Below are 22677 nucleotides of genomic sequence, written 5' to 3' on the forward strand. Positions count from 1 at the left end.
AACCAGTACCGCCCGCACGAATCGTTGGGTGGCCTCCCGCCGGTGCAATTCATGCCTCGGCTAACCTTCGCTCCGATCGTCTATCAACCAATGTCTACTTGACGGGGGTGCTTACGCAATGGCGCCAGCTCGTTGGCTGATCTGGTCAAGGCCACCGTCATCGACCAGGCCACCGTGCGCGGCGTGGTTGACCGGTTGAAGCAGCGCGAACTGGTCCAGGTGGACCACGACCCGATCGACCGCCGCAAGGTCGTCATCAATCTGACGCCCATCGGGCAGGAACTGGTTGCCCAGATGGAGCCGTTCGCCAAGCAGATCACCGAGAGCACGTACGGCAACCTGAACCCCGCCGAACGCCTGGCGCTGGATTTCCTGCTGACCAAAATGCTCAACGGCGACGAACAGGCATAAGGCCCGTTGGTCGCCGTTCGTCGCCGCTGGTCTTTCTGCCTGGCAATCAGCCAGGCGATCCATCAACCGTAGATCACTCCAGCGCGCGGTTGCGCGACTCCACGTCCACCGACCAGATGGCGACGGCGCCCGCCACCAGCATGCTGGACAGCACGACCAGCGACAGCGTGAAGTGGCTGGTCATGATGGGCGCGATGATGGCCGGCGCAAACAGGCCGCCGAAGCGTGCCACCGCCCCCGCCATGCCCATGCCGCTTGCGCGCAGATCGGTCGGGTAGACCTCGGGCGTGAACGCGTACAAGGCGCCCCACGTACCCAGCAACGAGAAACTCATCAGCAAGGTGGAACCGATCACGACGGCCGGCGACGTGCCCAGGCTGTACAGCATGCACCCTACCGCGCTCAGGATCAGGAAGCCGACCAGCGTGGGCTTGCGGCCCCAGCGTTCCACGCCATAAGCCGACAGCGCAAAGCCGGGCAACTGCACCAGCGCCAGCAGCACCAGGAACTCCTGGCCGCGCATGAAGGCGAAACCTTCGGTGCTGAGCTTGACGGGCAGGTAGACGAAGACGCCGTAGTAAGCGATGGAGATCAGCGCCCATGCCAGGAACAGCCCGATGCTGCGGCGGCGGTAGCTGGCCGAGAACAACGCGAACATGGACTTGTGCACCGGCACTTCCGGCTGCAGGTGGGGCAGATCAACGTCGCGGCGGTTGACCCGCGCCACGCGCTCCAGCACCTTGCGCGCCTGATCCGATTTGCCGTTGCGGTTCAAGTACATCGGCGACTCCGGTATGTAGAAGCGCAGCACCACGCCGATCAAGGCGGGCAGCCCGGTCACGAAGAAGATCACGCGCCAGGCGTCATCGCCCCAGGACGTTGCGGCCAGCGCCAGCAGCGCCAGGAAAATGGTGCCCACGGCCCAGAACGATTCCAGCAGCACCAGCCAGCGGCCGCGACGGTCGCTGGGCAGGAATTCCGCCATCATCGTGTAGTCCACAGGCAGCGTGCCGCCCACGCCGATCCCCGTCAGGAAACGCAGGAACAGCAACCACGTGAACTCCGGCGCGAACGCCGATGCCACGCCGGCGCAGGCGTCGATGACCACGGCGATCATCAAGACCGGACGGCGCCCGATGCGGTCGGCCATCCGGCCGAACACGAACGCGCCGATCAACATGCCGATAAAGAAGAACGTGCCGCTTTGCAATGCCTGCGGCACGGTGATGCCGAAGGTCTTGGCGATCGACGGCGCACTGAAACCGATCGACAGCACCTGCATGGCATCCGCCATCCAGACCAGGCCGAATATCACGAAGAGCCGATACTGGAACTTGCCGACACCTGCCACCTGGATGGCCTTGTCCACTGAAACCAATGAAGCTGACATAGATGAAAAACCCCTTGTTGTGATCAACACAAACTGCTGCACGCGTTGTGGCCGCGCTTCCTTTAGTTCAGCTCCGCGTGCTCGCGCAGCCTGCTAATCGTGTTCGTCGGGTCCGGCCAGGGGTCTTTGCCTGGCGCATGGCGTTCCCGCAAGTAGCCGACCAAATCCGCGATCTGCCTGTCGTCCAGCGCGTCCTTGAAGCCCGGCATGTAGCCCAGCTCGTCGTTGGCTGGGGTCTGGATGCCGTTGAGGATCACCTGGATCAGGTTGTCGGGCGATGCGGCGTGCAAATTGGTGTTCGAGCTCAACAGGGGCTTCACGCCGAACAGCGTGGGGCCGCTGCCGGCCTCATGGCAGACGGCGCACGCGTTCTGATAGACGCGTTCGCCGTTCGCGCGCCGGCCCTGAAGGGAGTGGATCGTGGCAGCGGCAATCGCGGGTTGCGCCGCTGCGTGCGATGCGGGCTGCGCTCCCGACGCTGGTGCCGGCGTGAAATCGGCGGGCGGCTGCGCTACCGTGGCACCCGCCCCTTGCGGCAGGTCCAGCAAATAGGTCGTGATGGCCTTCACGTCGCTGTCGGGCAGTTCGGCCAAGCCGTGGATCACCGGCGCCATCGGCCCGGCCGCCACGCCGTGGCGCGGGGAATATCCCGTGCGCAGATACTGGAACAGTTCGTCTGCCGTCCAGGCGCGCGCGCCGGTGGCCAGCTGGTTCAGGGCGGGCGCGGTCCAGCCCTCGGCCTCGCCGCCGGCCAGGTAGTGCTCGCCCGTCTTCTCCGCGCCCAGACGGTTGCGCGGCGAGTGACAGGCCGCGCAATGGCCGGCACCCTGCACGAGATACGCGCCGCGCAGCCATTGCGCGCTGCGCGACGAATCCGGCGTGAAAGGCGTAGCGTCGTGGAACAGCGCATTCCAGCCCGCCAACAGCGGACGGAAATTGAACGGGAATGCCAGCTGCGTCTTGGGGGGCTCGGCCCGCACGGCGGGCTGCGACATCAGATAGCCGTACAGCGCCTGCATGTCCGCATCGCTCAGCTTGGCGTAGGCCGTGTAGGGGAACGCAGGATACAGCTGCCGCCCGTCCTGGTGCACGCCGTGGCGCATGGCGCGCTCGAACGCGGTGTACGACCAGCGGCCAATGCCGGTGTCGTTATCGGGCGTGATGTTGGTGGTGTAGATCGTGCCGAAGGGCGTATCCAACGCCAGTCCGCCCGCATTGGCTTTGCCGCCGGGCGCGGTGTGGCAGGCGACGCAATCGCCCGCGGCCGCCACCAGACGCCCGCGTTCGATAGCGCGCATTGAATACAGCGACACGTCCGGGCCGGCGGTCAGCGGCAGCGCCGGCTTCATCGGCCACAGCGCGGCGGCCATGCCGGCCAGCCCCGCCATGCCGGCGGCCAGCCACACCCAGCCGCGCGCCAGCGGATTGCGTGTACGCTCGCGACGGCGGTCAGCCAGCGCCAACCGCAACTGCTCGGAATCAAACGGCACCTGCCGCAGCCGCACACCTGTTGCGTCCTGAATGGCATTGGCGATTGCGGCAGCGGCCGGTAGCGTTACGACGCCGTCCAGACCCAGTTGCCCCTGCGTCACCAGACCGTCTGCGGCGGGATCCACGCGGGACAGGTCCTTGGCGCCTTCGCGTCGACTCAATGCGCCGGTCTGTTCGTCCGCGGCGTTGATGGCCGGGCTTGACCAGTCATCAAATGCTGGCGGGCCCGCCAGCAGGCGGCGGGCGTTAGCCAGCAATCGCGGTGTCTGTTGCTCGATTTCGGGCAGGATCGGCGCGCGCTGCGCCGGATGCAGATGTTGGCTATCGTGGCCGGCGACGACGCGTGTCACGTCGACCTGGCCGGTTTGAGGCTGGACGGTGACCTCCGCCACCCAGGCGCTCCACACCATGCGGGCCGTACCGCTCTCATCCACACACTGCACCTGCGCCGTGGCGAAGCCCGTGCCCCGCAACATACCGGGGCGCGGCGCGCCCCCGTCATCCGCTGCAGGCAACCCCGCCTGCTCCACGACCTGACGCGCCAGCGCTCGGCCCTGGCCCTCGGGCAGGTGCTGCAAGCGCCACGCCATCGGATCTTCATCACGGGCCAGCGCCTGCTCATGCCAGAGGCTTTCCTGGGCGAACACCTGGGCCGCGTTCAGCTCGTCGACGCTGGCGCGTAGCGGAACGGATGCCTGCTTACCGGCTTGCACCGCCACATCGCTGTGCACCGTGGGCTGCGCGGCCGCCCGCGCCTGCGCCGGCTGGCTCAACAGGCGCGCCAAGCTGGGGCGCATCGCCCAAGGCGCATCGGCCGCAAATACGGTGGTCAACGCCTGATCGCCATCAGCGCCGGGCGCCATCGCAGCCGGACTTGGAACGGGCTCGATCAAGTCCGCCGCTTGCGGCACGTACAGCACCAGTTCATCAGCCGCCTCGGTGTGGCAGGCCACGCAGACCGGCCGGCCGACCGCTTGCGACAGCAGCGCCGCATCGGCGGCCGCATCCATCAGATCCAGCGGATGCACCACATCTAGCTCGCCGACGAGCGCGTCATCGGCGCCAACAACCGCCAGCCGTATCGTGGCCTCGGGCTGTTGCAGCACGGCAGCCAGCTCGCGTCGCAATATCTGTTGGACAGCCTGCGTGCAGGCCGGCAGCCACACGCTGGTATGCCCGTTCAGGCTCCATGCGGTGACTCGGGAGCCAGGGCTGGGGTCAACTGAAGGAAGCCGCAGGCCGTAGCGGACCTGATCGGCGTCGGGCGGGCCGGAACGCGGGGTCTCGAACGCATGGGCGGCTTGCCAAACGGGCGCGAGATCCGCCGCGGCCTGGCGAGCATACAGCGGCGATACCGCCAAGACGCCCACGAAGTGCATGTGCTGCACCGTTGCCACCACGCCGGCCAGGGTTCGAACCTCGGCCAGGCGCGCGCCCAGCAATTGGCTCCCGCGGTAACGCGTCCCGTCCCACGCCAGTTCAGGCGCACGCAGCGCAATGCCGTGCAACAGATCGGCGGGCAGCGCAGCCGGCAGGCCAGCGTTACCCGACGACGCCGCGCAAGCGTTCGCGCTCATCGGGCGGGCTCTTCCGTGATGGCAGCCGCGCGCAATTGCACGGCCCGCAACGCCGCCTGCATGATTTCCACATGCGTACCGCAGCGGCACAGGTTGTGGTGCAGTTCGCTGCGCAGCGCTTGCTCGGTGGGGCAGGGATTGCGGCGCAACAGGGCCTCCACCGTCATGATCATTCCGTTCAGGCAATAGCCGCACTGCGCCGCCTGGCAGTCGATGAACGCCTGTTGCGTCGGCCCTGGCTGCTGCCGCGTGCCCAGTCCTTCCAGCGTGGTCACTGCCCGCCCCTGCGCCGCCCTGACCGGGATCACGCAAGACCGCGCCGCCACACCGTCAACCAGTACCGTGCACGCACCGCATTCGCCCAGGCCGCAGCCGTACTTCGGGCCGTTCAGCTCAAGGTCATTGCGCAGCACGTGCAGCAGCGCTGTATCGGGCGCTACCGGCACGTCGTACACGCCCCCATTGACCGTCAAACGGATCGGTGGCGGGGCGCTGCTTGGATTGACTGTGGATCCCATGGGCGTGGCGCGTGGCTACAGGTTGAAAGGGTGAAAGGTTGCCGCTACGCGGGCCAGGGATCAAGTCCCTTCTTTTGCCGGGGCCCTTTGTTGCCCGGCGTCGCGGCGCCCATCATGCTGCAGCCCGGGCTTTGGGTTCTACGAGCGGCTCGCTGAACACGTCGTAGCCGAAGCACCACGACGGGTCTTCATTGGTGCGCAACCAGGTGTTGTCGTGCGAAATGCGCTGCACCTTGCTGGCGCGTTCAGCGCGGTTCGCTTCGTACAGCGCAAACGCCAGTTCGTGATTATTCACGCCCACTTCCTTGAAGCACCGCGCCAGCATCGCGCCGTCTTCAATGGCCATGGCTGCGCCCTGTGCCATATGGGGCTTCATCGGATGGCAGGCGTCGCCCAGCAGCACCAGGCGGCCGCGGCTCCACAGCGGCAGCGGATCTCGCTCCAGCAATGACCACTTGGTTACCTCTACCGTAGCGTCGATCAGCGCCTGCACCGTGGGGTGCCAGCCGCTGAAGGCCTCGCGCATTTCGTCCTTGCTGCTGGGCAGCCAGCGGTCGTTCAAGTCCCAGTGTTCTACGGGCACACCGGTGACGTAATAGAGCTCGTCGGCCTTGCCGGTCACGAAGTAGGTCATCATGTGGCGGTCATCGCTCCACCACTTCACGCAGGCATCGAAGGGCAACATGCCGCCCTTGACCTGCGGCGTCGGGAACACCGCGCGGTGCGCCAGATACCCCGCGTATTTCGGCAGTTCCGGCCCCAGCAATTCTTCGCGAATCCGCGAGTTCACGCCGTCGGCGCCGATGACGATGTCGGCCTCTTCCGACGTGCCGTCGGCAAAGTGCATCACCACCACGTCACCCCGGTCTTCCACCTTGGTCAACGACTTGTCGTAGACGACGGCGCTTTTCGGCAGGGCGTCGATCAGCAAGGCGTGGAAGTCGCCCCGATGCACCGTGAGATAGGACGCGCCGTAGTTTTTGACGGCGTAATCGCCCAGCGGAATCTGCGCCAGGATGTCGCCCGTTTGCCAGTGGCGGCTGTACCAGTAGTCGGGATGGGAGCCCTGGGCGTTCAGCGCGTCTTCCACGCCGATGCGACGCAGGATCTTCATGACGTTGGGCCCCACATGGATGCCGGCCCCTAGCCGCGAAAAGCCCGGCGCCTGCTCATAGACGCGGACGTTCAGTCCTTCGTTGAGCAGCAGCGCGGCGGTTGCGGCGCCGCCAAGACCGGCGCCGACGATGGCGATACGGGGGGATGTAGACACGGGGCTTCTCCTTGCTGGATGGTGAATGACTGGATTAGTAGATGCTTGAACACGTTGCCGGCCACCGCCAGGGCGACACCTGCGCACGGCCTTGGATTTGAAAAATTATGAAGTACACACTTCATTTTTAGATATCAAATTTTTCAAAACCCGCGTAAACCCGAAGACAGATCACCAAAATAGTGCATGTTTTTCACAGTATTAGGTGAAAACCACTACGAAAACCAGGTTGGCTATCTGCCTCGCTCTTTGCAAGAATAGAGCGTATACGCTTCTTTTGAATTTATCGGAAACCCTAGTCCCACCCTTTCAAGGCACCTCATGACGAAGAATTTTCGAATCGGCCAGATCGTCCCCAGTTCCAACACGACCATGGAAACCGAAGTCCCCGCGATGCTGCAGGCGCATTCGTCCCTGCGGCCCGAGGACCGCTTCACATTCCATTCCAGCCGGATGCGCATGAAGAAGGTGCAGAAGGAAGAGCTGGCGGCCATGGATGCCGAGAGCGACCGCTGCGCGCTGGAGCTCAGCGATGCGCGAGTCGACGTGCTGGGCTACGCCTGCCTGGTGGCCATCATGGCGATGGGCCGGGGCTACCACCGCGTCTCGCAAAAGCGCCTGTCTGAACGCACCGCCGAAAACGGCGCGGCCGCGCCCGTCATCACCAGCGCCGGGGCCTTGGTTGACGCACTGCACGTCATGGGCGCAAAGAAGATTGCGCTGGTGGCGCCCTACATGGTGCCGCTGACCGAACTGGTCATGGACTACATCGCCGCCGAAGGCTTCGAGATCGTCGACTGGCGTGCCCTGGAAATTCCCGACAACCTTGAGGTGGGCCGCCACGACCCCGCCCGCCTGCCCGGCATCGTCGCCGGCATGAATGTGGCCGACGCCGACGTGATCGTGCTGTCCGCCTGCGTGCAGATGCCGTCGCTGCCCGCCGTGTCGCAGGTCGAAGCCGAAACGGGCAAGCCCGTACTGACGGCCTCCATCGCCACTACCTACGCCATCCTCAAAGCGCTTGGCCTGGACCCCGTGGTGCCCGGCGCAGGCGCCCTGCTCTCCGGCGCCTACCCCTATTCCAGGAACCCGCAATGAGCCACGCAGCCAGCACTTACCCTGCCAGTACCTACCTCTACGGCGGCCACGTCCACGCCAACGGCATCCGCCAGCACTATCTGCGCTACGGCGGTAACACCGGCGAACGCGCCGAACGCCTTGCCGTCATCGTCATCCCCGGCATCACCAGCCCCGCCGTGACGTGGGGTTTCGTGGCCGAACACCTGGGCCGCCAGTTCGATACCTATGTGCTGGACGTGCGCGGACGCGGGCTATCGGCATCCGGGCCCGACCTGGACTACGGCCTGGACGCGCAAGCGGCCGATGTAACGGCCTTTGCCCAGGCGTTGGGGCTGGAGCGCTACGCACTGGTCGGCCACTCCATGGGTGGCCGCATCGCCATTCGTGCTGCCCGCCAACAGCCGCAGGGCCTGGCACGCCTGGTGATCGTGGACCCGCCCGTGTCCGGCCCCGGCCGCCGCGCCTACCCCGCCAATCTGGCCTGGTACGTGGATTCCATCCGCCAGGCCACCCGTGGCATGACCGCCGAAGACATGCGGGCGTTTTGCCCGACGTGGACCGAAGCGCAGCGCCAACTGCGCGCCCAGTGGCTGCACACGTGCCACGAACCCGCCATCGTCCAAAGCTTCGAAGACTTCGGCCGTGACGATATCCACGCCGACCTGCCCGGCATCGCGCTTCCCCTGTTGCTGATGACCGCGGAAAAAGGCGGCGTCGTGGGCGACGACGACGTGGCCGAATGGCAAACCCTCGCGCCACAGACTCAGCACGTGCGCGTGCCCGGCGCGGGTCACATGATCCCCTGGGACAACGAAGCCGGGTTCTACGCCGCCTTCGGCGACTTTCTCGGTCGCCCGGTGGACTGACGCGCCGCCCTCTTTCCCCCAAATCTGCCGACCCAAGGAATCCCCATGTCCGTCAGCGATATCGATCTGATCCACGCCTGGAAGCAGGTGCTTACGCTCTCCCGGCTTGAAGCCGGCCAGATTGTCACGGTGCTTACCGGCGCCGACACGCATCCGCAAACCCTGCGCTGCGCCATCGCCGCCGCCACCGACATGGGCGCCCGGGTCAACCGGCTGGACCTGCCGCCCGTGAATGCCGACAAGTCGATCAGCCGCGACGCCCTGGCCTACCTGGGCACCACGCCGCTGACCGGCAACCCGGCTGCCATTGCGGCGCTTACGGCCAGCGATCTGGTGCTGGATCTGATGACGCTGCTGTTCTCGCCGGAACAGCACGAGATCCTGCAGACCGGCACCAAGATCCTGCTGGCGATCGAACCGCCAGAAGTGCTGTGCCGGCTGGTGCCCACCGAGGCGGACCGCACCCGCGTGCAGGCCGCCGCCCGCCAGATCGAGGCGGCGCGCCAGATGCACATTACTTCCAAGGCCGGCACCGACCTGCGCTGCCAACTGGGGGAATTTCCGGCGATCTCGGAATACGGCTTCGTCGACCAACCCGGCCGCTGGGACCATTGGCCCAGCGGCTTCGTGCTGACCTGGCCCAACGAAGGCCAAAGCGAAGGGCGCGTGATACTGGACCGCGGAGACATCCTGCTGCCCATGAAAGACTACGTAACCGAGCCGATCGAGCTCGTCATTGAAAAAGGCTACGTCACGCGCATCAACGGCGGGTTGCAGGCCGACATCCTCAAGGAATACATGGCCGCCTACGAAGACCCCGAGGCCTATGCGGTGTCTCACATCGGCTGGGGCCTGCAACCGCGCGCGCAGTGGTCCATGCTGGCCCACTACAACAAGGAAGCCCACATCGGCATGGACGCCCGCGCTTTCGAAGGCAACTTCCTGTGGTCCATGGGCCCCAACAACGAAGCCGGCGGCAGCCGCAATACCGCCTGCCATATCGACATCCCGATGCGCCACTGCAGCGTCGCGCTGGATGATCAGCCTGTCGTAGTCAACGGCGTCGTGCAGGACGAACCGGGATTGGCCCGCGCCGCCCGCCGTAAGGAAGACAAATGAACGCAACCGTCCAGACCATCCCCTCCCAAGGCGCTTCCGGCGACATTTCCGCCTATTCGCGCCAAGGCTTCGGCACGCCGCTGCCGCTCAAGGCCCCCTTCGGGCTGCTGATCGTCGACTTCGTCAACGGCTTTGCCGATCCGGCGGTGCTGGGCGGCGGCAACATCCCCGAGGCCATCGCGCAGACCCGCCACCTGCTGGCGCACGCCCGCGCACAGGGGTGGCCGGTGGCGCACAGCCGCATCGTCTTTTCCGACGACGACGCCGACAGCAACATCTTCTGCCTGAAGGTGCCCGCGATGCTGGCCCTGAAGGAACACAGCAGGAACAGCGCCATCGTGCCGGAACTGGCCCCGGCTGCGGGCGAATACGTGGTGCGCAAGAGCACCCCGTCCGCCTTCTTCGGCACCATGCTGGCGCCGTGGCTCGCGCAGCGCGGCGTGCAGACCCTGCTGGTTGCCGGCTGCGTCACCAGCGGCTGCGTGCGGGCCAGCGTGGTGGACGCGATGCAGGCGGGTTTCCGGCCGCTGGTCGTGTCCGACTGCTGCGGCGACCGCGCCTTGGGGCCGCACGACGCCAACCTGTTCGACATGGCGCAGAAGTACGCCGCCGTCATGCCCCTGGCCCAGGCCATCTCCGATACCGACGCCCTGGCGCAAACCCCGCTGTCTGGCGCCAGGTAATGCCGGCATAATCATTCCCCTGGCCCGAATGCCCTCTGCCCCATGACCCTGCCTCAGCCTCAAGCATTGGTTGGCACGCTGCTCGCCCACCCCGACGCGCTGCTGGTCGTGCGCGAGCCGTCGGCGCCCCCGCGCCCTGCGCCGGGCCAACCCGGGACCGCGACCGACTACGTCCAGGCAACGCCGGAAATCTTCATCGCGTTACTGGGCGGCACCGGACTGCCCCCCGAAGGATCAGACCCTTCCGGCTGGCGCGTGCTTGCCTTCAACGGCCACGTGGATCTGGGTACGGGCATCAAGACCTCGTTGGCCCAGATCGTCGCCGAAGAACTGGATGTTCCGATGGCACGCCTGGAGATGGTGCTGGGCCACACCAACGCCGCCCCCAACCAGGGGCCGACGATCGCCAGCGCCAGCATCCAGATATCGGCGGTTCCCTTGCGGCGCGCCGCCGCTCAGGCCCGAGAGCATCTGCTTGCCATGGCAGCGCAACAGTGGAACCTGCCGCGCGATGCGCTACGGGTGCGCGACGGCGTGATCCGGCCCCGGGACGACAGCGACTCGCGTCAACTGCACTACGGCCAGCTGGTGCGCGGCCAACACACGCGGCTGACGTTGGCGGCGCCCGACCAGCCCGTCCGCCTGAAACCCGCCGAAGACTATCGGATCGTCGGGCAAGGCGTAGCCCGGGTCGATATCCCGGCCAAGGCCGCCGGCGAACTCAGCTTCGTGCACGACGTGCGCGTGCCCGGCATGCGCCACGGGCGCGTCATCCGCCCGCCTCACCCGGGACGCGACGCCGGCGACTTCATCGGCCGCTGCCTGATCGATCTGGACCTTGAATCCGTCGCCCACCTGCCCGGTAACGTGCAGGTCGTGGCGCAAGGCGACTTCATCGGCGTGGTGGCGGATCGCGAAGAACAGGCCATCGCCGCGATGCGGGCGCTGAAGGTTCGCTGGAAGCCGGTGCCGCCCGCACCCCGCCTGGACAATCTTGCCGAGGCCATTCGCGCCCAGCCCGCGCGCGCCCGGCCGCTGATCGAAGACGGCGATGTCGACACCGCATGCGCCGACGCCGCCACGCACCTGCGCCGCAGCTACGTCTGGCCCTACCAGATGCATGCCTCCATCGGCCCCTCGTGCGCCGTCGCCGACTTCCGAGACGGCCGCCTGACGGTCTGGACCGGTTCGCAGAATCCGCACATGCTGCGCACCGATCTCGACCGCCTGCTGAAACTGGGCGAAGGCCAGATAGAACTGATCCGGCTGGAGGCCGCCGGCTGCTACGGGCGCAATTGCGCCGATGACGTCTGCGCCGACGCGGCGTTGCTGTCGATCGCGGTGGGCGCTCCGGTGCGCGTGCAGCTCACCCGCGAACAGGAGCATCAGTGGGAACCCAAGGGCACCGGCCAGCTGATGGACGTGGGCGCCGCGATCAATGCCAACGGCGATCTGCTGGCCTACGACTTCGCGGTGCGATACCCCTCCAATGACGCGCCCATCCTGGCGCTGCTACTGACGGGTGCGATCTCTACCGAACCGCGCACACTGGAAATGGGCGACCGCACGGCGGCACCGCCCTATCGCTATCAGAACCGGCGCGTCGTCTGCCACGACATGGCGCCTTTGGTGCGCGCATCGTGGCTGCGCGGCGTGTCGGCGCTGCCCAATTCGTTCGCGCATGAATGCATGATCGACGAACTCGCCCACGCCGCCGGCGCGGATCCTGTGGAGTACCGCCTTCGGCATCTGGATGATGCGCGCGCCGTCGCGCTGATCGACGCCACGGCCCAGCGCGCAGGCTGGCGTCCCTTCACGCCAGGCAGCCGCGGCACACCCGACGCCGACGGCCAGTTGCATGGGCGCGGTGTCGCTTACGCCCGCTACGTGCACAGCAAGTTCCCCGGATTCGGCGCCGCGTGGGCGGCGTGGGTCATCGACCTGCGCGTTGACCCGGCCAGCGGCCGCATCACCGTCGAGCGCATCGTCGTCGGCCAAGACACGGGCATGATCGTCAACCCCGACGGCGTGCGCCACCAGATCCACGGCAACGTGAACCAGACGCTAAGCCGCAGCCTGCTGGAAAAAGTGGATTTCGATACCGCGGGCGTGGCCAGCCGCGAATGGGGCGGCTACCCCATCATCGGCTTCAAGGACTTGCCGCCCATCGACGTGCTGCTGATGCCGCGCCAGGACGAACCGCCCATGGGCGCGGGCGAGTCCGCCTCCGTTCCGGGCCCCGCCGCCATCGCGAACGCCCTCTTCGACGCCACGGGGCAGCGCTTCTATGAAGCGCCCTTTACGCCCGACGCAGTACGCTCCGTGCTGGCTCAGCAAGCTCAGACGCTATCGAGCTGAGACCGGTCTACTTGCGCCGCCGCCGATTGCGCAGCCCGAATTTCCTCAAGGAAAACGGGCGCGCACAGACCTGCGATTATCGCCGCCAGGTCATGATCGGCCTCGTCATAGGCATGGCGGCCGGCCAGCAAATTCAGTGAACCGATCACCCGGCCTTCGTGGCGCACCGGAATATTCAACGCCGATTGCAGGCCGCGATCGATCAGCATCGGCGCTTCCGAAAACACCGAGCGCACATCGTCTTCGTTACTGGCCACGTACAACCGCCCCTGCTCCAGCACATGGCGCGACCAGGGGCCGTTTCCCGTCGCCTTGAAGCCGCCCAGGGGGCTGATGCTTTCATCAGACGTGTACAGCCGCTTCATCAGACGGTGTTCCTCCAGGTACAGCAGCGCGGTGAAGAGCCGGTGCCCGAAGGCTGCTTCCAGCAATCCGGACACCACGTCCCACTGCGCCTGGCGGCCACTCGCCAGCCCCAAGGCACGCGCGTACCCGGCCCAAGGCGAAAACACGGATGCGGGCGTCATGCGTTGATCTCCTCAAGCACCACGCCGCGCGTGTTCTTGCCGAAGAACAGGATGCCCAGGCCGCCGACCAGCAGAATCGCCGTCATCATCGCGAATACCCCCGCAAAGCCCAGCACCGGATACGCCACGCCCACGATGGTCGGCGAAGCGATCGAGCCGATCCGTGCGAAGGCGGAGGCCGCGCCCATGCCGGTCGCCCGGATCGACGTAGGATAGATTTCAGCCGTGTAGGTGTACTGGCCCGCGATCACGCCATTCATGCCGAAGGACAGCAGCATGCTCAACATGATGATCTGATGTTCGCCGCTGGCCAGCGCCAGGCCCAGCGCCGACAGGCACGACAGCAGCATGTAGATCAGGATCGTGTACTTGCGGCCGATCTTGTCGTTGAAGTACGCGGCCGAGAAATAGCCCGGAATCTGCGACAGGTAGATCAGGATGGTGTACGAGAAGCTCTTGGTGATGGTGAAGCCGCGTTCGACCAGCAGGCTGGGAATCCACACCAGGAAGGCGTAGTAGCAGAACAGCACGGTGATCCAGAACACCCAGACCAACACGGTCGTGCCCAGATACGTCTTCGAAAACAGCGAGGCCAGCTTCGCCATTGCGCCTTGGGGCTCGGCGGCAGCGGAAGCGGCCTTGCGGGTGGCAATCGGCGTGGGCAGCGGACGGCCCAGCTTTTGCTGCACTTCGGCTTCGATCGCCGAGCAGATGCGGTCGGCTTCGGCGGTCTGCCCGGTATGCTCAAGCCAACGGGGCGACTCGAACAGCGACTTGCGCCACCACAGCAGGAACACGACGGGCACCGACGCAATGATCATGATCCAGCGCCAGCCGTCATCGCTCAACGGCACGATGAAATAGCCCAGCAAGGCCGACAGCACGAAGCCAAACGAGAAGAAGCCGGCCAGCGCGCCGGTGAAACGGCCGCGGTACTTGCTGCTGACGAACTCCGCCAGATACGGCGCGATGATGGCGCCTTCCGCGCCCATGCCGATGCCTGCGATCATGCGCAGGATGTAGAACTCGTGATAGTTGCGGGCGAAGGCGTTGAAGAACGTCGCCACGCAGAACAACAGCAGCGCCCACATCATGATCTTCTTGCGGCCGTAGCGGTCGCCCAGAATCCCCGAGAACAGCGCGCCGACCAGGAAGCCCACGTAGGTGCTGCTGGCGATCCAGCCGATCTGGCCGGTCGACAGGCCCCACTGCACGCGCAGCGAGGGGATGATGAAGGCGATGATGCCGGCGTCCAGCGCTTCAAAGGCAAGCCCCAGGCCGCCGATCATCAGCAGCCTGAAATGGAAGCTTGAGAACGGCAGCCGCTCCAGGCGGTCTGATACGGAATACATGGTGGAGATTTCCGGAGAAAGGGGAATAAGAGAACGTCAGCAGGCGTTCTTGTGCAGCAGGCCGCGGTTCATGATCAGCTTGATCGAATCGGGTTGGGTCAAGAGCGCGATGTCGTCCAGCGGGTTGCCGTCAACAAGCAGCAGGTCGGCGTAAGCCCCTACGCAGACCTCGCCCAGCAAGCCTTCCTGGTTCAGGATTTCGGCGCCAATCAGCGTCGCTTGCTGGATGACCTTGGCATTGCCCAGCACGCGGCTGCGCAGCACCAGCTCGTCCGCCTGCATGTAGTGGGTTTCGCCCAGCAGATCGCTGCCGTAACCCATCTTGACGCCCACTTCGTCCAGGATCTCAAGCGCCTTCAGCCCGTGCGTGCGCACCGTGGCGATCTTCTTCACGGAGTCCAGCGGCAAGCCATAGCGCTCGCCGTCGTTGGCCAGGCCTTCATAGGTGATCAGCGTGGGCACCATGTAGGCGCCATGCTCTTTCATGACCAGCGCCGCCTCGCGGTCGACCAGGTTGCCGTGTTCGATGGTGCGCACACCGCAGCGCACGGCGCGCGAGATCGCGCGCGGCGTGTAGGCATGTGCCATTACGTAGGTATTGGCGTTGCTGGCCTCTTCCACGATGGCAATCAGTTCCGCCTCGGAGAATCCCAGGTTCTGGATCGGATCGTTGGGCGAAGCCACGCCGCCCGAGGCCATGACCTTGATCTGCGTTGCGCCCTTCAGGATTTCTTCGCGCACCGCCAGGCGGCAGTTGTCCACGCCATCGACCACGCGGCCGATGTTGCCGATCTTGACCGAGCACGGGCAAGGATCAAGTTCATCGTTGCGTTGACGGAAATCGCCGTGCCCACCGGTCTGCGACAGCGCCTTGCCCGAGCAGAACAGGCGCGGCCCGTCGATCACCCCGTCCAGCACCGCCTGCGCCAGCGCCCAGTCCGCCCCGCCCGCATCGCGCACGGAGGTAAAGCCCCGGTCCAGCATGCCCTGCATGATCGGCAAGGCGCGCAGCAGCGCCAATGCGTTCGGCAAGGCCGCCACACGGCCCAGATTGAACGACGAGGCCACCACATGCACGTGGCAATCGATCATGCCGGGCATCAAGGTCATGCCCTTGGCGTCCACCACCTCGGCATCGGGCACCGCGATATCGTCCGCACTGATGCGCGAGATCATCCCGTCCTCGATCAGCACGTTCGCCGCGGCCTCAAGGGCCAACGATCGGGTATTCAAAATCTTGCAATTCTTGACAACAACCGGCTTCATAAATAAATCACGCTATCCGTTCGACATGCAGGAAATTCAGCATGGCGAACTCTACCGGTACAATCCAAACGTCCGATACCGGGTCTCCCCTTAGGCGTCCGACACAAAATTGAACAGCCTTATGAGCATTACTCATACCCCCTATGAGACGTCGCTGCCCCACCCTTTCTGAGTTGAATGCGTTCACCGCGGCGGCCCGTCATCTGTCGTTTTCGAAGGCGGGCAAAGAGTTGTTCGTCACGCAAAGCGCCATCAGCCGGCACATCGCCACGCTGGAAAGCTACCTGGGGCACGCGCTGTTCATCCGCGCCACCAACGGGCTGCAACTGACCCGCATGGGCGCCACCTACCTGAGCCTGATCCGTCCCGCGCTGCACACGCTGGAAAGCGCCACGTCGCAGGTCATGGCCACGCAGCAGTCCGCCAAATCGCTGAACGTATCGGCCGCGCCCACCTTCGCGGCGCAATGGCTGTTTCCCCGGTTAAAGACGTTCCGGGACGTCAACCCGGACATCTCCATCAATTTCGTCCGCTACAGCGTGGCCGATTACAAAAGCACCGAACTGGATTTCGATGCGTCAATCCAATATGGCTATGGGGATTGGCATGACGGGGACGCCATGTACCTGACCGGCCGGGAAACGCGGCTGGTCTGCTCACCGGAATATCTGGAACAGCATCCGATAAGCAGCCTGGAAGACATCAAGCGATGCACGCTGCTGCAGCACATTGAAATTCCGCTGTCGTGGGAATACTGGTTTTCAACGTATATCGGCGATTATGACCGCGCACGATTCGGGCCCGGGTTCAATCTGTTTTCGATGATTATCCAGGCGGCCTCGTCGGGGTTTGGCGTCGCGCTGATGCCGCACTGCCTGATCGAAAAAGAGCTGGCGACCGGACAACTGGTCGACATCTTCGACCGCACGTTCGAGAGTCCCCTTGGCTACTACCTGTGCGCGCCCAACTGGCGCAGCAATATGGAAAGCTATGACCGGCTGAGCCAATGGCTGTCGCATGAGTGCTTTCATGGCGGGCACACCGACCTGCAAGATGGAAAGCCCGCGACCGGTAAAAGCGGCGACGCCGAATGCCGTTATTGCGACGCAAATTCCGCTTAGTGGATTTAACGGGAATTCCCTGATATTCCCGTTTCGACCCCGTAGCTACCATTCCGCGCACATCCGCCCACCGGCGGACGAATACCATGCGCATTCAGCGCGGAGACACCATGAAAGCACTCAAACATGTTGCGGCAGGCACCGCCTTATTCCTCTCGTCCTGGGCCGCTGCCAACGCCGGCGTGACTTTCGACAGCGTGAAGAACAAGGGCTTCGTCCAATGCGGCGTCTCCACCGGCGTCGCGGGCTTCTCCGTGAACGACAGCAAGGGCGGTTGGATCGGCCTGGACGTCGACCTGTGCCGCGCGCTGGCCATCACCATGTTTGGCGATGCTTCCAAATCCAAGATCATGGCGGTCAGCGCCGTGCAACGTTTCACCGCGCTGCAGTCCGGTGAAGTGGACGTCCTGCCCCGCAACACGACCTTGTCGTTGACGCGCGACACCACCCTGGGCCTGATCGGCGTCGGCGTGAATTACTACGACAGCCAGGGCATCATGGTGAACAAGTCCCTGAACGTGAAAAGCGCCAAGGAACTGGACGGCGCGACGGTGTGCGTGCAGCCGGGCACGACCACCGAGCTGAACCTGTCTGACTGGTTCCGCTCGCAGAACATTGTCTTCAAGCCGGTGGTCGTGGAGCGTCTGGACGAGATCATCCGCGCCTTCGCGGTGGGACGCTGCGACGCGTTCACCGGCGATAAGTCGCAGCTGGCCGCAGCCCGCACCAACCTGGAGAACCCGGAAAAGTACGACATTCTTCCGGAGAACTTCTCGAAGGAACCGCTGGGCCCCATGGTGCGCCAAGGCGACGAGCAATGGTTCAACGTGGTCCGCTGGACCATGTTCGCCATGCTGGAAGCGGAAGAGTACGGCATCACGTCGAAGAACGTGGACGAGATGCTGAAAAGCACCAACCCCAACGTGCAGCGCCTGCTGGGTGTCACCCCGGGCATGGGCAAGAACCTGGGGGTGGATGACAAGTGGGCCTACAACATCATCAAGCACATCGGCAACTACGGCGAAAGCTTCGAGAAGAACCTGGGCCCCAGCAGCCCCTTGAAGCTGCCGCGCGGCTTGAACGCGTCTTATCGCGATGGCGGCCTGATGTACGGCTGGCCGGTGCGCTAAGCGTCAGGAATCAGGCCTGAACGGCCGGCGGGTGCCCAGCGCGCCCGCCGGCCGCTTGCATTGGGCGAAGGCGTTGTCGGAATCGTTACACTGGCGTCTGACTCCAGCGACATTTCTGCTCGCGCCTTTACCTCCCCGATGACGACAAGCTCCCCCTCCATCCAGTTCTTCCCTGCAGGATTTGTTCCCACCGAAGAACAGAAAAAGATCCAGGCTTCGCGCAACCGCACGAGCCTTGTGATCGCCAACGCGGGGGCTGCCAAGACCACCACGCTGGCCCTGCGCATCGGGGAGTCGCTGGCCCGGGGATTAGCGCCTGAAGACATTCTTGCCCTGACCTTCACCGACGAAGCCCGGCAGGTCCTGCAGGCGCGTTTGGTCGAAGTGAGCATCGCCTACAACACCGCGAAGCGGATTCCCGTCCAAACCGTTGAAACGTTTGCCCAGCAGGTCCTGTCCCGCATCGAGGACGCCAAGCCGGAACTACTGCCGTCCACCCGTGAACAGCAAAGCTATGCGCTGTCCGTGCTGGAGAACGTGGCGCGCAACCACCCGCAGTATGCGGACATGCTGGATATCCGCACCCACAACACCGCCGTCAGCCAATTCCTGGACAACTTGCTGAAGCTGAAAGCAACGATGATGCTGGCGCCAGACGGCGAGGATGATCCCGAATATGCGGCAGAGACGTTGGGGCTGCCGCTGACGGATTATCTGTGGGCCATCGAATACGAGAAGCAACGCGTTGACGTGTTCGGCTATGTGGACGCCCGCGGCTTTTTCGATGCCACCTACGACCTGGCGCGCCTGCTGCGGTCAAGCCCCGACGCCCGCCACGACCTGCCCCGCTACAAACTGGTGGTGTGCGACGAATTGCATGACATGAACGAAGCCTCGTTCTGCATTGTCGAAGCCCTGGTCAGCCTGGACACCACCTATTTCGTCGGCGTGGGCGACAAAGACCAGGTCATTTATTCGCACCTGGGCGCAGACGAAGCGTTCCTGCAATATCGCATCGCCTCCAGCTTCCCCGACTGCGCCAGCTTCCCGCTGACGATGACGTACCGCCACGGGCCGCATCTGGCCTACGCCATGGAAGCGTTCAAGCACAAGCCCGTCGATTCAAATCTTCCGGTGCGCACGGATATCCACGAACTGTCCTACGCCAACACGCCCGGCGCGTGCGGCGCCGAAGTCGTCAAAGCGGTTATTCGATGGAAGCAGGACGGCAAGAAGCTGGAGAACTGCTGCATCCTGTTCCGCGACGCCCACCAGTCCATCGAAATAGAAAACGCGCTGATGAACGCCGGCCTGCAATACCGCACGCTGACAATGAACAGCTACCTGTTGCGCGAAGAAATCCTGTTCCTGCGCGGCATGATCGCCATTGCGCTGGACGACTTCCACCACGTTGCGTCGCCGACTACGCGAGAGGCCATCGTGGAAGCGCTGGCGACCTTTGCAGAGGTTCCGCTGACCCCGGAAGAGCTAAGCGAGGCCAAATCCACCCTGGCCAAAGAACCGTCGGCGTTGAAGCACTTTTTCGACGGCCAGATTCAACGCGTCGGCAGCGTCTCCGCCCGCACCCACATTGCGGATGCCGTGTCATTCCTGCGCGGCCTGTCCGTGGACTCGCCTGCCCACACGGCGCTGGAGAAAGTCTGCGACATCATGGACATGGATAAATTGGCCAAGCGCCTGTATGTCCACCCCTATGAAGCCTCGGTCGTCACCAAGTCCGTCAGCGGATTCCTCACCTCGGCACGAAACTCGGGAAAGACGCTGAACCAGTTTTCCGAATGGATTGGCGCGGCGGAAGCGTTCGTTGGCGCCCGGCCTGGGAAGAACGCGGTGTTGATGGACTGCATCGTGAATGTGAAGGGCAAGGAATTCGACCATGTCGTCCTGCCGTTCCTGGACGCGGGCGAGTTTCCGAATCCGCTGCGGGAACTGGGGGAAGAAGAGAATCTGTTCTATGTCGCGGCGACACGGACGAAAGCGCGCTTGACGCTGGTTTCGTCGGAAGAAGCGGCGCGGCGGAGCGTGTTCGTTGACCGGATGCAGCTGGCGGCGATTCAGAAGCGCGCGGACACCGCGCTACGCCGGAATATGGCCGCGCCGGCGCAGGCGGTGGGTCATCGGGATCTTCGCGTCGCCTATGAGAACAAGGACGTGGTGAAGGCGTTGGGGGCACAGTGGGATAAGACCAGGAAGGTCTGGTATGTGCCTAGCGGGTTGGATTTGGAGCCCTTCAAGCCGTGGCTGGCGGATTAATCAAGCGACGGCGGCGGGCCCCGCGGAATCTGCAGTCAATAGCGCCAAGGATCTATCACGTTGATGCCGCAGTCGGCAAAATCCTTGACGTTACGTGTCGCCAGGCTCGCCCCCCGCGATCGAGCAATCCCAGCGATCATCGCATCAAACTGGCTAACCGGCTTGCCCATCGCTCGGTGCTCGGCAGCGATCTCTGCATACGCATCTGCGGCCTCACCATCAAAGTTGAGAACCTGCCCCGCCAGATCTGACGCAAAGATCGCCAGAACCGCTCGCAGAAGCGCATCCCGGCGCTGTCGCTCAGGCAGCAACCTGACTCCGTAGAGCAATTCGCCACGGCTGATCGTCGTCGCAAACAACGCCGTTCGCGGCTGCGTCTCAAGCCAGTCGACCACACGGGGATCGGGCTCTGGCCGAAGAATCTCCGAAATGACGTTCGTATCCAGCAGGATCATGCGCCCAGCTCCGGAGGCGTGCGTAGGGGTTCACGCGCTGGAAGATCCAGCTCAAGCCCTCCCAACGGCGCGACACGCGCCCGGATCGCCCCGACGAGCGAAAGGCCACGGGGAGGCTCAGCGGACAGAGCGGCGCGGAGAATGTCGCGGGCCTCGTCTTCCATCGAACGCCCGTGCTGCGCCGCCTGCACCCGGAGCCGGGCCTTGAGCTGGTCATCGATGTTGCGGATCGTCATGGTCGCCACGAAAGCCTCCATTAGTCAATGACTGCATTTTAATCATTGACTAATGTAGGCGCAACGCCAGGGGGACTTGGTCTGCCCGTATCAGGCAGAAACACAGGCAACAGGCAGCGACCCGCCCAGAGAGGCCGGATTCCCCGTTTATGATTGCAGGGTAGCGAGCAACGCCGAATGCGTTACTCTCCCCTCCCCCAATCATTCCCCGCAAGGAGCCCTCATGGCACAAGCCTCCGCCCGTCACATCCTCGTTTCCACCGAAGCCAAGTGCAACGAACTCAAGACCGCCATTGAAAACGGCGCTGATTTCGCCCAAGTCGCCAAGGAAAACTCCAGCTGCCCGTCGAGCCGTGACGGTGGCAACCTGGGCACGTTCGGCCCGGGCCAGATGGTCAAGGAATTCGATACCGTCGTGTTCAGCGCCCCGGTTGGCGTGGTCCAGGGCCCGGTGAAGACCCAGTTCGGTTATCACCTGGTTGAAGTGACCAGCCGCAAGGACTAAGTCCCGCTGCTGCCGGCAAAAAGGCCGCCGCCAGGGGAAACCCGGCGGCGGCCTTTTTTTGTGCGGATTCGCAGTCGTAGGATGGGTGTAGCGCGAGAGAATCCAGCCACCCGTACCAGCGCACATCGCGCGTAACCCATCAGGCAGCGTTGCCATGCTTAGGCGTTCCAGCCATGACGCCGGCGCGGCTTGATGGGTTGCGCGCGTTCGGCATTGATGTGCTTGGGGCGGATTTCTCGCGCTACACCCATCCTACATGTTTGGTGTGCCGCCGATCGCGCGAGTCAACAACCCGCTGGCGCGCCCCTCATTCCTTCCCCGTCATCACCATGTGCGCCAGGGCATCTGCATTCAGCCCGGCCACGTCGCGTTCGATGACCTTCACGCCGCTCTTCAGGATCGCCACGCGGTCCGCCAGCGCCACCACGTCGGCCATGTTGTGGCTGATGAGGATGACGGTGCGCCCTTCTTCCCGCAGCTTGCGCACCAGATTCAGCACCAGCGCCGTTTCCTTGACGCCCAATGCCGCGGTGGGTTCATCCATGATGACGACGCGCGCGTCCCAGCGCAGCGCGCGTGCGATGGCGACGGCCTGGCGTTGGCCGCCGGACATGCGTTCGACCGGGCGGTCCATGTCTTCAATGGGCACGGACAGGCGTTGCAGGTAGCCGCGTGCGTCCAGGGCCATGCGGCGCTTGTCCAGGACGCTGAATGGCCCCACCCGGCGCACCAGTTCGGCGCCCATGAAGACGTTTTCCCAGATGGACAAGCGCGGCGCCAGGGCCAGGTCCTGATAGATCGTCGCGATGCCTTGCACCAGCGCGTCGTGAGGGGATCCGAACACGACCTTCTGGCCGTTCAGGCTCAGCTCGCCGCCCGTGGGTTCTTGCGCGCCGGAGATGATGCGGATCAGCGTGGACTTGCCTGCGCCGTTGTCGCCGCAAATGGCCATGACGCGGCCTTCGGGCACGTCCAGATCGACGCCCTTCAGGGCCTCGACCGCCCCATAGGACTTGCGGATCTGGCGTAGCGACAGCGCGGCGGTCAT

The 22677-nt window shown here is 64.6% G+C and carries 19 protein-coding genes and 1 pseudogene; 10 read left to right on the plus strand and 10 right to left on the minus strand.

The features are described 5' to 3' along the window. Positions 1 to 117: 117 nt before the first annotated feature. A pseudogene (locus CEY09_RS29525) lies at positions 118 to 411 on the plus strand (MarR family winged helix-turn-helix transcriptional regulator); the annotation flags it as partial. A gap of 73 nt (positions 412 to 484) precedes the next feature. Here the strand turns inward: CEY09_RS29525 and CEY09_RS29530 are convergent. From CEY09_RS29530 to CEY09_RS29545, 4 genes are all read right to left on the minus strand, one after another. Further along, on the minus strand, positions 485 to 1801 hold the full coding sequence (locus CEY09_RS29530; protein WP_035212280.1) for an MFS transporter: 1317 nt from the start codon (positions 1799 to 1801) through the stop codon (positions 485 to 487). Between the two features lie 62 nt (positions 1802 to 1863). Continuing rightward, the gene (locus CEY09_RS29535) at positions 1864 to 4869 is read right to left on the minus strand and encodes a cytochrome c (protein WP_088591331.1); all 3006 of its coding nucleotides are present in this window, start codon (positions 4867 to 4869) and stop codon (positions 1864 to 1866) included. Then, positions 4866 to 5387 (minus strand): (2Fe-2S)-binding protein, encoded by a 522-nt coding sequence (locus CEY09_RS29540; protein ID WP_088591332.1) that lies wholly within the window; start codon positions 5385 to 5387, stop codon positions 4866 to 4868. Before CEY09_RS29540 ends, CEY09_RS29535 begins: the two co-directional genes overlap by 4 nt. A 112-nt stretch (positions 5388 to 5499) precedes the next feature. Further along, positions 5500 to 6657 carry an FAD-dependent monooxygenase gene (locus CEY09_RS29545; RefSeq protein WP_006222426.1) on the minus strand — a complete coding sequence of 386 codons (1158 nt, stop codon included), beginning with the start codon at positions 6655 to 6657 and terminating at the stop codon, positions 5500 to 5502. Positions 6658 to 6978: 321 nt separating this feature from the next. Between CEY09_RS29545 and CEY09_RS29550 the strand changes: the two genes are divergently transcribed. Genes CEY09_RS29550 through CEY09_RS29570 form a run of 5 tightly spaced genes read left to right on the plus strand, consistent with a single transcriptional unit; the run spans position 6979 to position 12763 of the window. After that, positions 6979 to 7755, plus strand: a complete 777-nt coding sequence (locus CEY09_RS29550; protein WP_006222427.1) for a maleate cis-trans isomerase family protein — start codon at positions 6979 to 6981, stop codon at positions 7753 to 7755. Further along, a complete protein-coding gene (locus CEY09_RS29555; protein WP_088591333.1) occupies positions 7752 to 8603 on the plus strand; it encodes an alpha/beta fold hydrolase in 852 nt (283 codons plus the stop codon). The genes CEY09_RS29550 and CEY09_RS29555 overlap by 4 nt, the downstream gene beginning before the upstream one ends. Before the next feature lie 45 nt (positions 8604 to 8648). Continuing rightward, positions 8649 to 9722, plus strand: a complete 1074-nt coding sequence (locus CEY09_RS29560) for a 2,5-dihydroxypyridine 5,6-dioxygenase NicX family protein (protein ID WP_088591334.1) — start codon at positions 8649 to 8651, stop codon at positions 9720 to 9722. Further along, a complete protein-coding gene (locus tag CEY09_RS29565; protein WP_088591335.1) occupies positions 9719 to 10405 on the plus strand; it encodes an isochorismatase family protein in 687 nt (228 codons plus the stop codon). Before CEY09_RS29560 ends, CEY09_RS29565 begins: the two co-directional genes overlap by 4 nt. A gap of 42 nt (positions 10406 to 10447) precedes the next feature. After that, positions 10448 to 12763, plus strand: coding sequence for a xanthine dehydrogenase family protein molybdopterin-binding subunit (locus CEY09_RS29570; RefSeq protein WP_088591336.1), 2316 nt, complete (start codon positions 10448 to 10450; stop codon positions 12761 to 12763). On the opposite strand, the gene CEY09_RS29575 is transcribed toward CEY09_RS29570, so the two are convergent. Genes CEY09_RS29575 through CEY09_RS29585 form a run of 3 tightly spaced genes read right to left on the minus strand, consistent with a single transcriptional unit; the run spans position 12745 to position 15908 of the window. After that, positions 12745 to 13290 (minus strand): GAF domain-containing protein, encoded by a 546-nt coding sequence (locus CEY09_RS29575; RefSeq protein WP_088591337.1) that lies wholly within the window; start codon positions 13288 to 13290, stop codon positions 12745 to 12747. The genes CEY09_RS29570 and CEY09_RS29575 overlap by 19 nt on opposite strands. Next, positions 13287 to 14642 (minus strand): MFS transporter, encoded by a 1356-nt coding sequence (locus tag CEY09_RS29580; protein WP_088591338.1) that lies wholly within the window; start codon positions 14640 to 14642, stop codon positions 13287 to 13289. Before CEY09_RS29580 ends, CEY09_RS29575 begins: the two co-directional genes overlap by 4 nt. A 36-nt stretch (positions 14643 to 14678) precedes the next feature. Further along, positions 14679 to 15908 (minus strand): metal-dependent hydrolase family protein, encoded by a 1230-nt coding sequence (locus tag CEY09_RS29585; protein ID WP_035212284.1) that lies wholly within the window; start codon positions 15906 to 15908, stop codon positions 14679 to 14681. Positions 15909 to 16081: 173 nt separating this feature from the next. Here CEY09_RS29585 and CEY09_RS29590 point away from each other — a divergent pair, with 173 nt between their 5' ends. The 3 genes from CEY09_RS29590 (at position 16082) to CEY09_RS29600 (ending at position 20433) form a co-directional block, all read left to right on the plus strand. Further along, on the plus strand, positions 16082 to 17029 hold the full coding sequence (locus CEY09_RS29590) for a LysR substrate-binding domain-containing protein (protein ID WP_088591339.1): 948 nt from the start codon (positions 16082 to 16084) through the stop codon (positions 17027 to 17029). A 110-nt stretch (positions 17030 to 17139) separates the two neighbouring features. After that, positions 17140 to 18159, plus strand: coding sequence for an amino acid ABC transporter substrate-binding protein (locus CEY09_RS29595; RefSeq protein WP_035212286.1), 1020 nt, complete (start codon positions 17140 to 17142; stop codon positions 18157 to 18159). Between the two features lie 138 nt (positions 18160 to 18297). After that, positions 18298 to 20433 (plus strand): ATP-dependent helicase, encoded by a 2136-nt coding sequence (locus CEY09_RS29600; RefSeq protein WP_088591340.1) that lies wholly within the window; start codon positions 18298 to 18300, stop codon positions 20431 to 20433. A gap of 35 nt (positions 20434 to 20468) precedes the next feature. On the opposite strand, the gene CEY09_RS29605 is transcribed toward CEY09_RS29600, so the two are convergent. Both CEY09_RS29605 and CEY09_RS29610 read right to left on the minus strand, forming a co-directional pair. Then, on the minus strand, positions 20469 to 20888 hold the full coding sequence (locus CEY09_RS29605; protein WP_088591341.1) for a type II toxin-antitoxin system VapC family toxin: 420 nt from the start codon (positions 20886 to 20888) through the stop codon (positions 20469 to 20471). Then, positions 20885 to 21133, minus strand: coding sequence for a FitA-like ribbon-helix-helix domain-containing protein (locus CEY09_RS29610; RefSeq protein ID WP_167390186.1), 249 nt, complete (start codon positions 21131 to 21133; stop codon positions 20885 to 20887). Before CEY09_RS29610 ends, CEY09_RS29605 begins: the two co-directional genes overlap by 4 nt. Positions 21134 to 21347: 214 nt before the next feature. Between CEY09_RS29610 and CEY09_RS29615 the strand changes: the two genes are divergently transcribed. After that, the gene (locus tag CEY09_RS29615) at positions 21348 to 21629 is read left to right on the plus strand and encodes a peptidylprolyl isomerase (RefSeq protein ID WP_006222441.1); all 282 of its coding nucleotides are present in this window, start codon (positions 21348 to 21350) and stop codon (positions 21627 to 21629) included. Between the two features lie 307 nt (positions 21630 to 21936). On the opposite strand, the gene CEY09_RS29620 is transcribed toward CEY09_RS29615, so the two are convergent. Then, the gene (locus CEY09_RS29620) at positions 21937 to 22677 is read right to left on the minus strand and encodes an ATP-binding cassette domain-containing protein (protein WP_035212389.1); all 741 of its coding nucleotides are present in this window, start codon (positions 22675 to 22677) and stop codon (positions 21937 to 21939) included.

It is taken from the genome of Achromobacter marplatensis, from assembly GCF_002209535.1.
GTDB lineage: Bacteria > Pseudomonadota > Gammaproteobacteria > Burkholderiales > Burkholderiaceae_B > Achromobacter > Achromobacter marplatensis.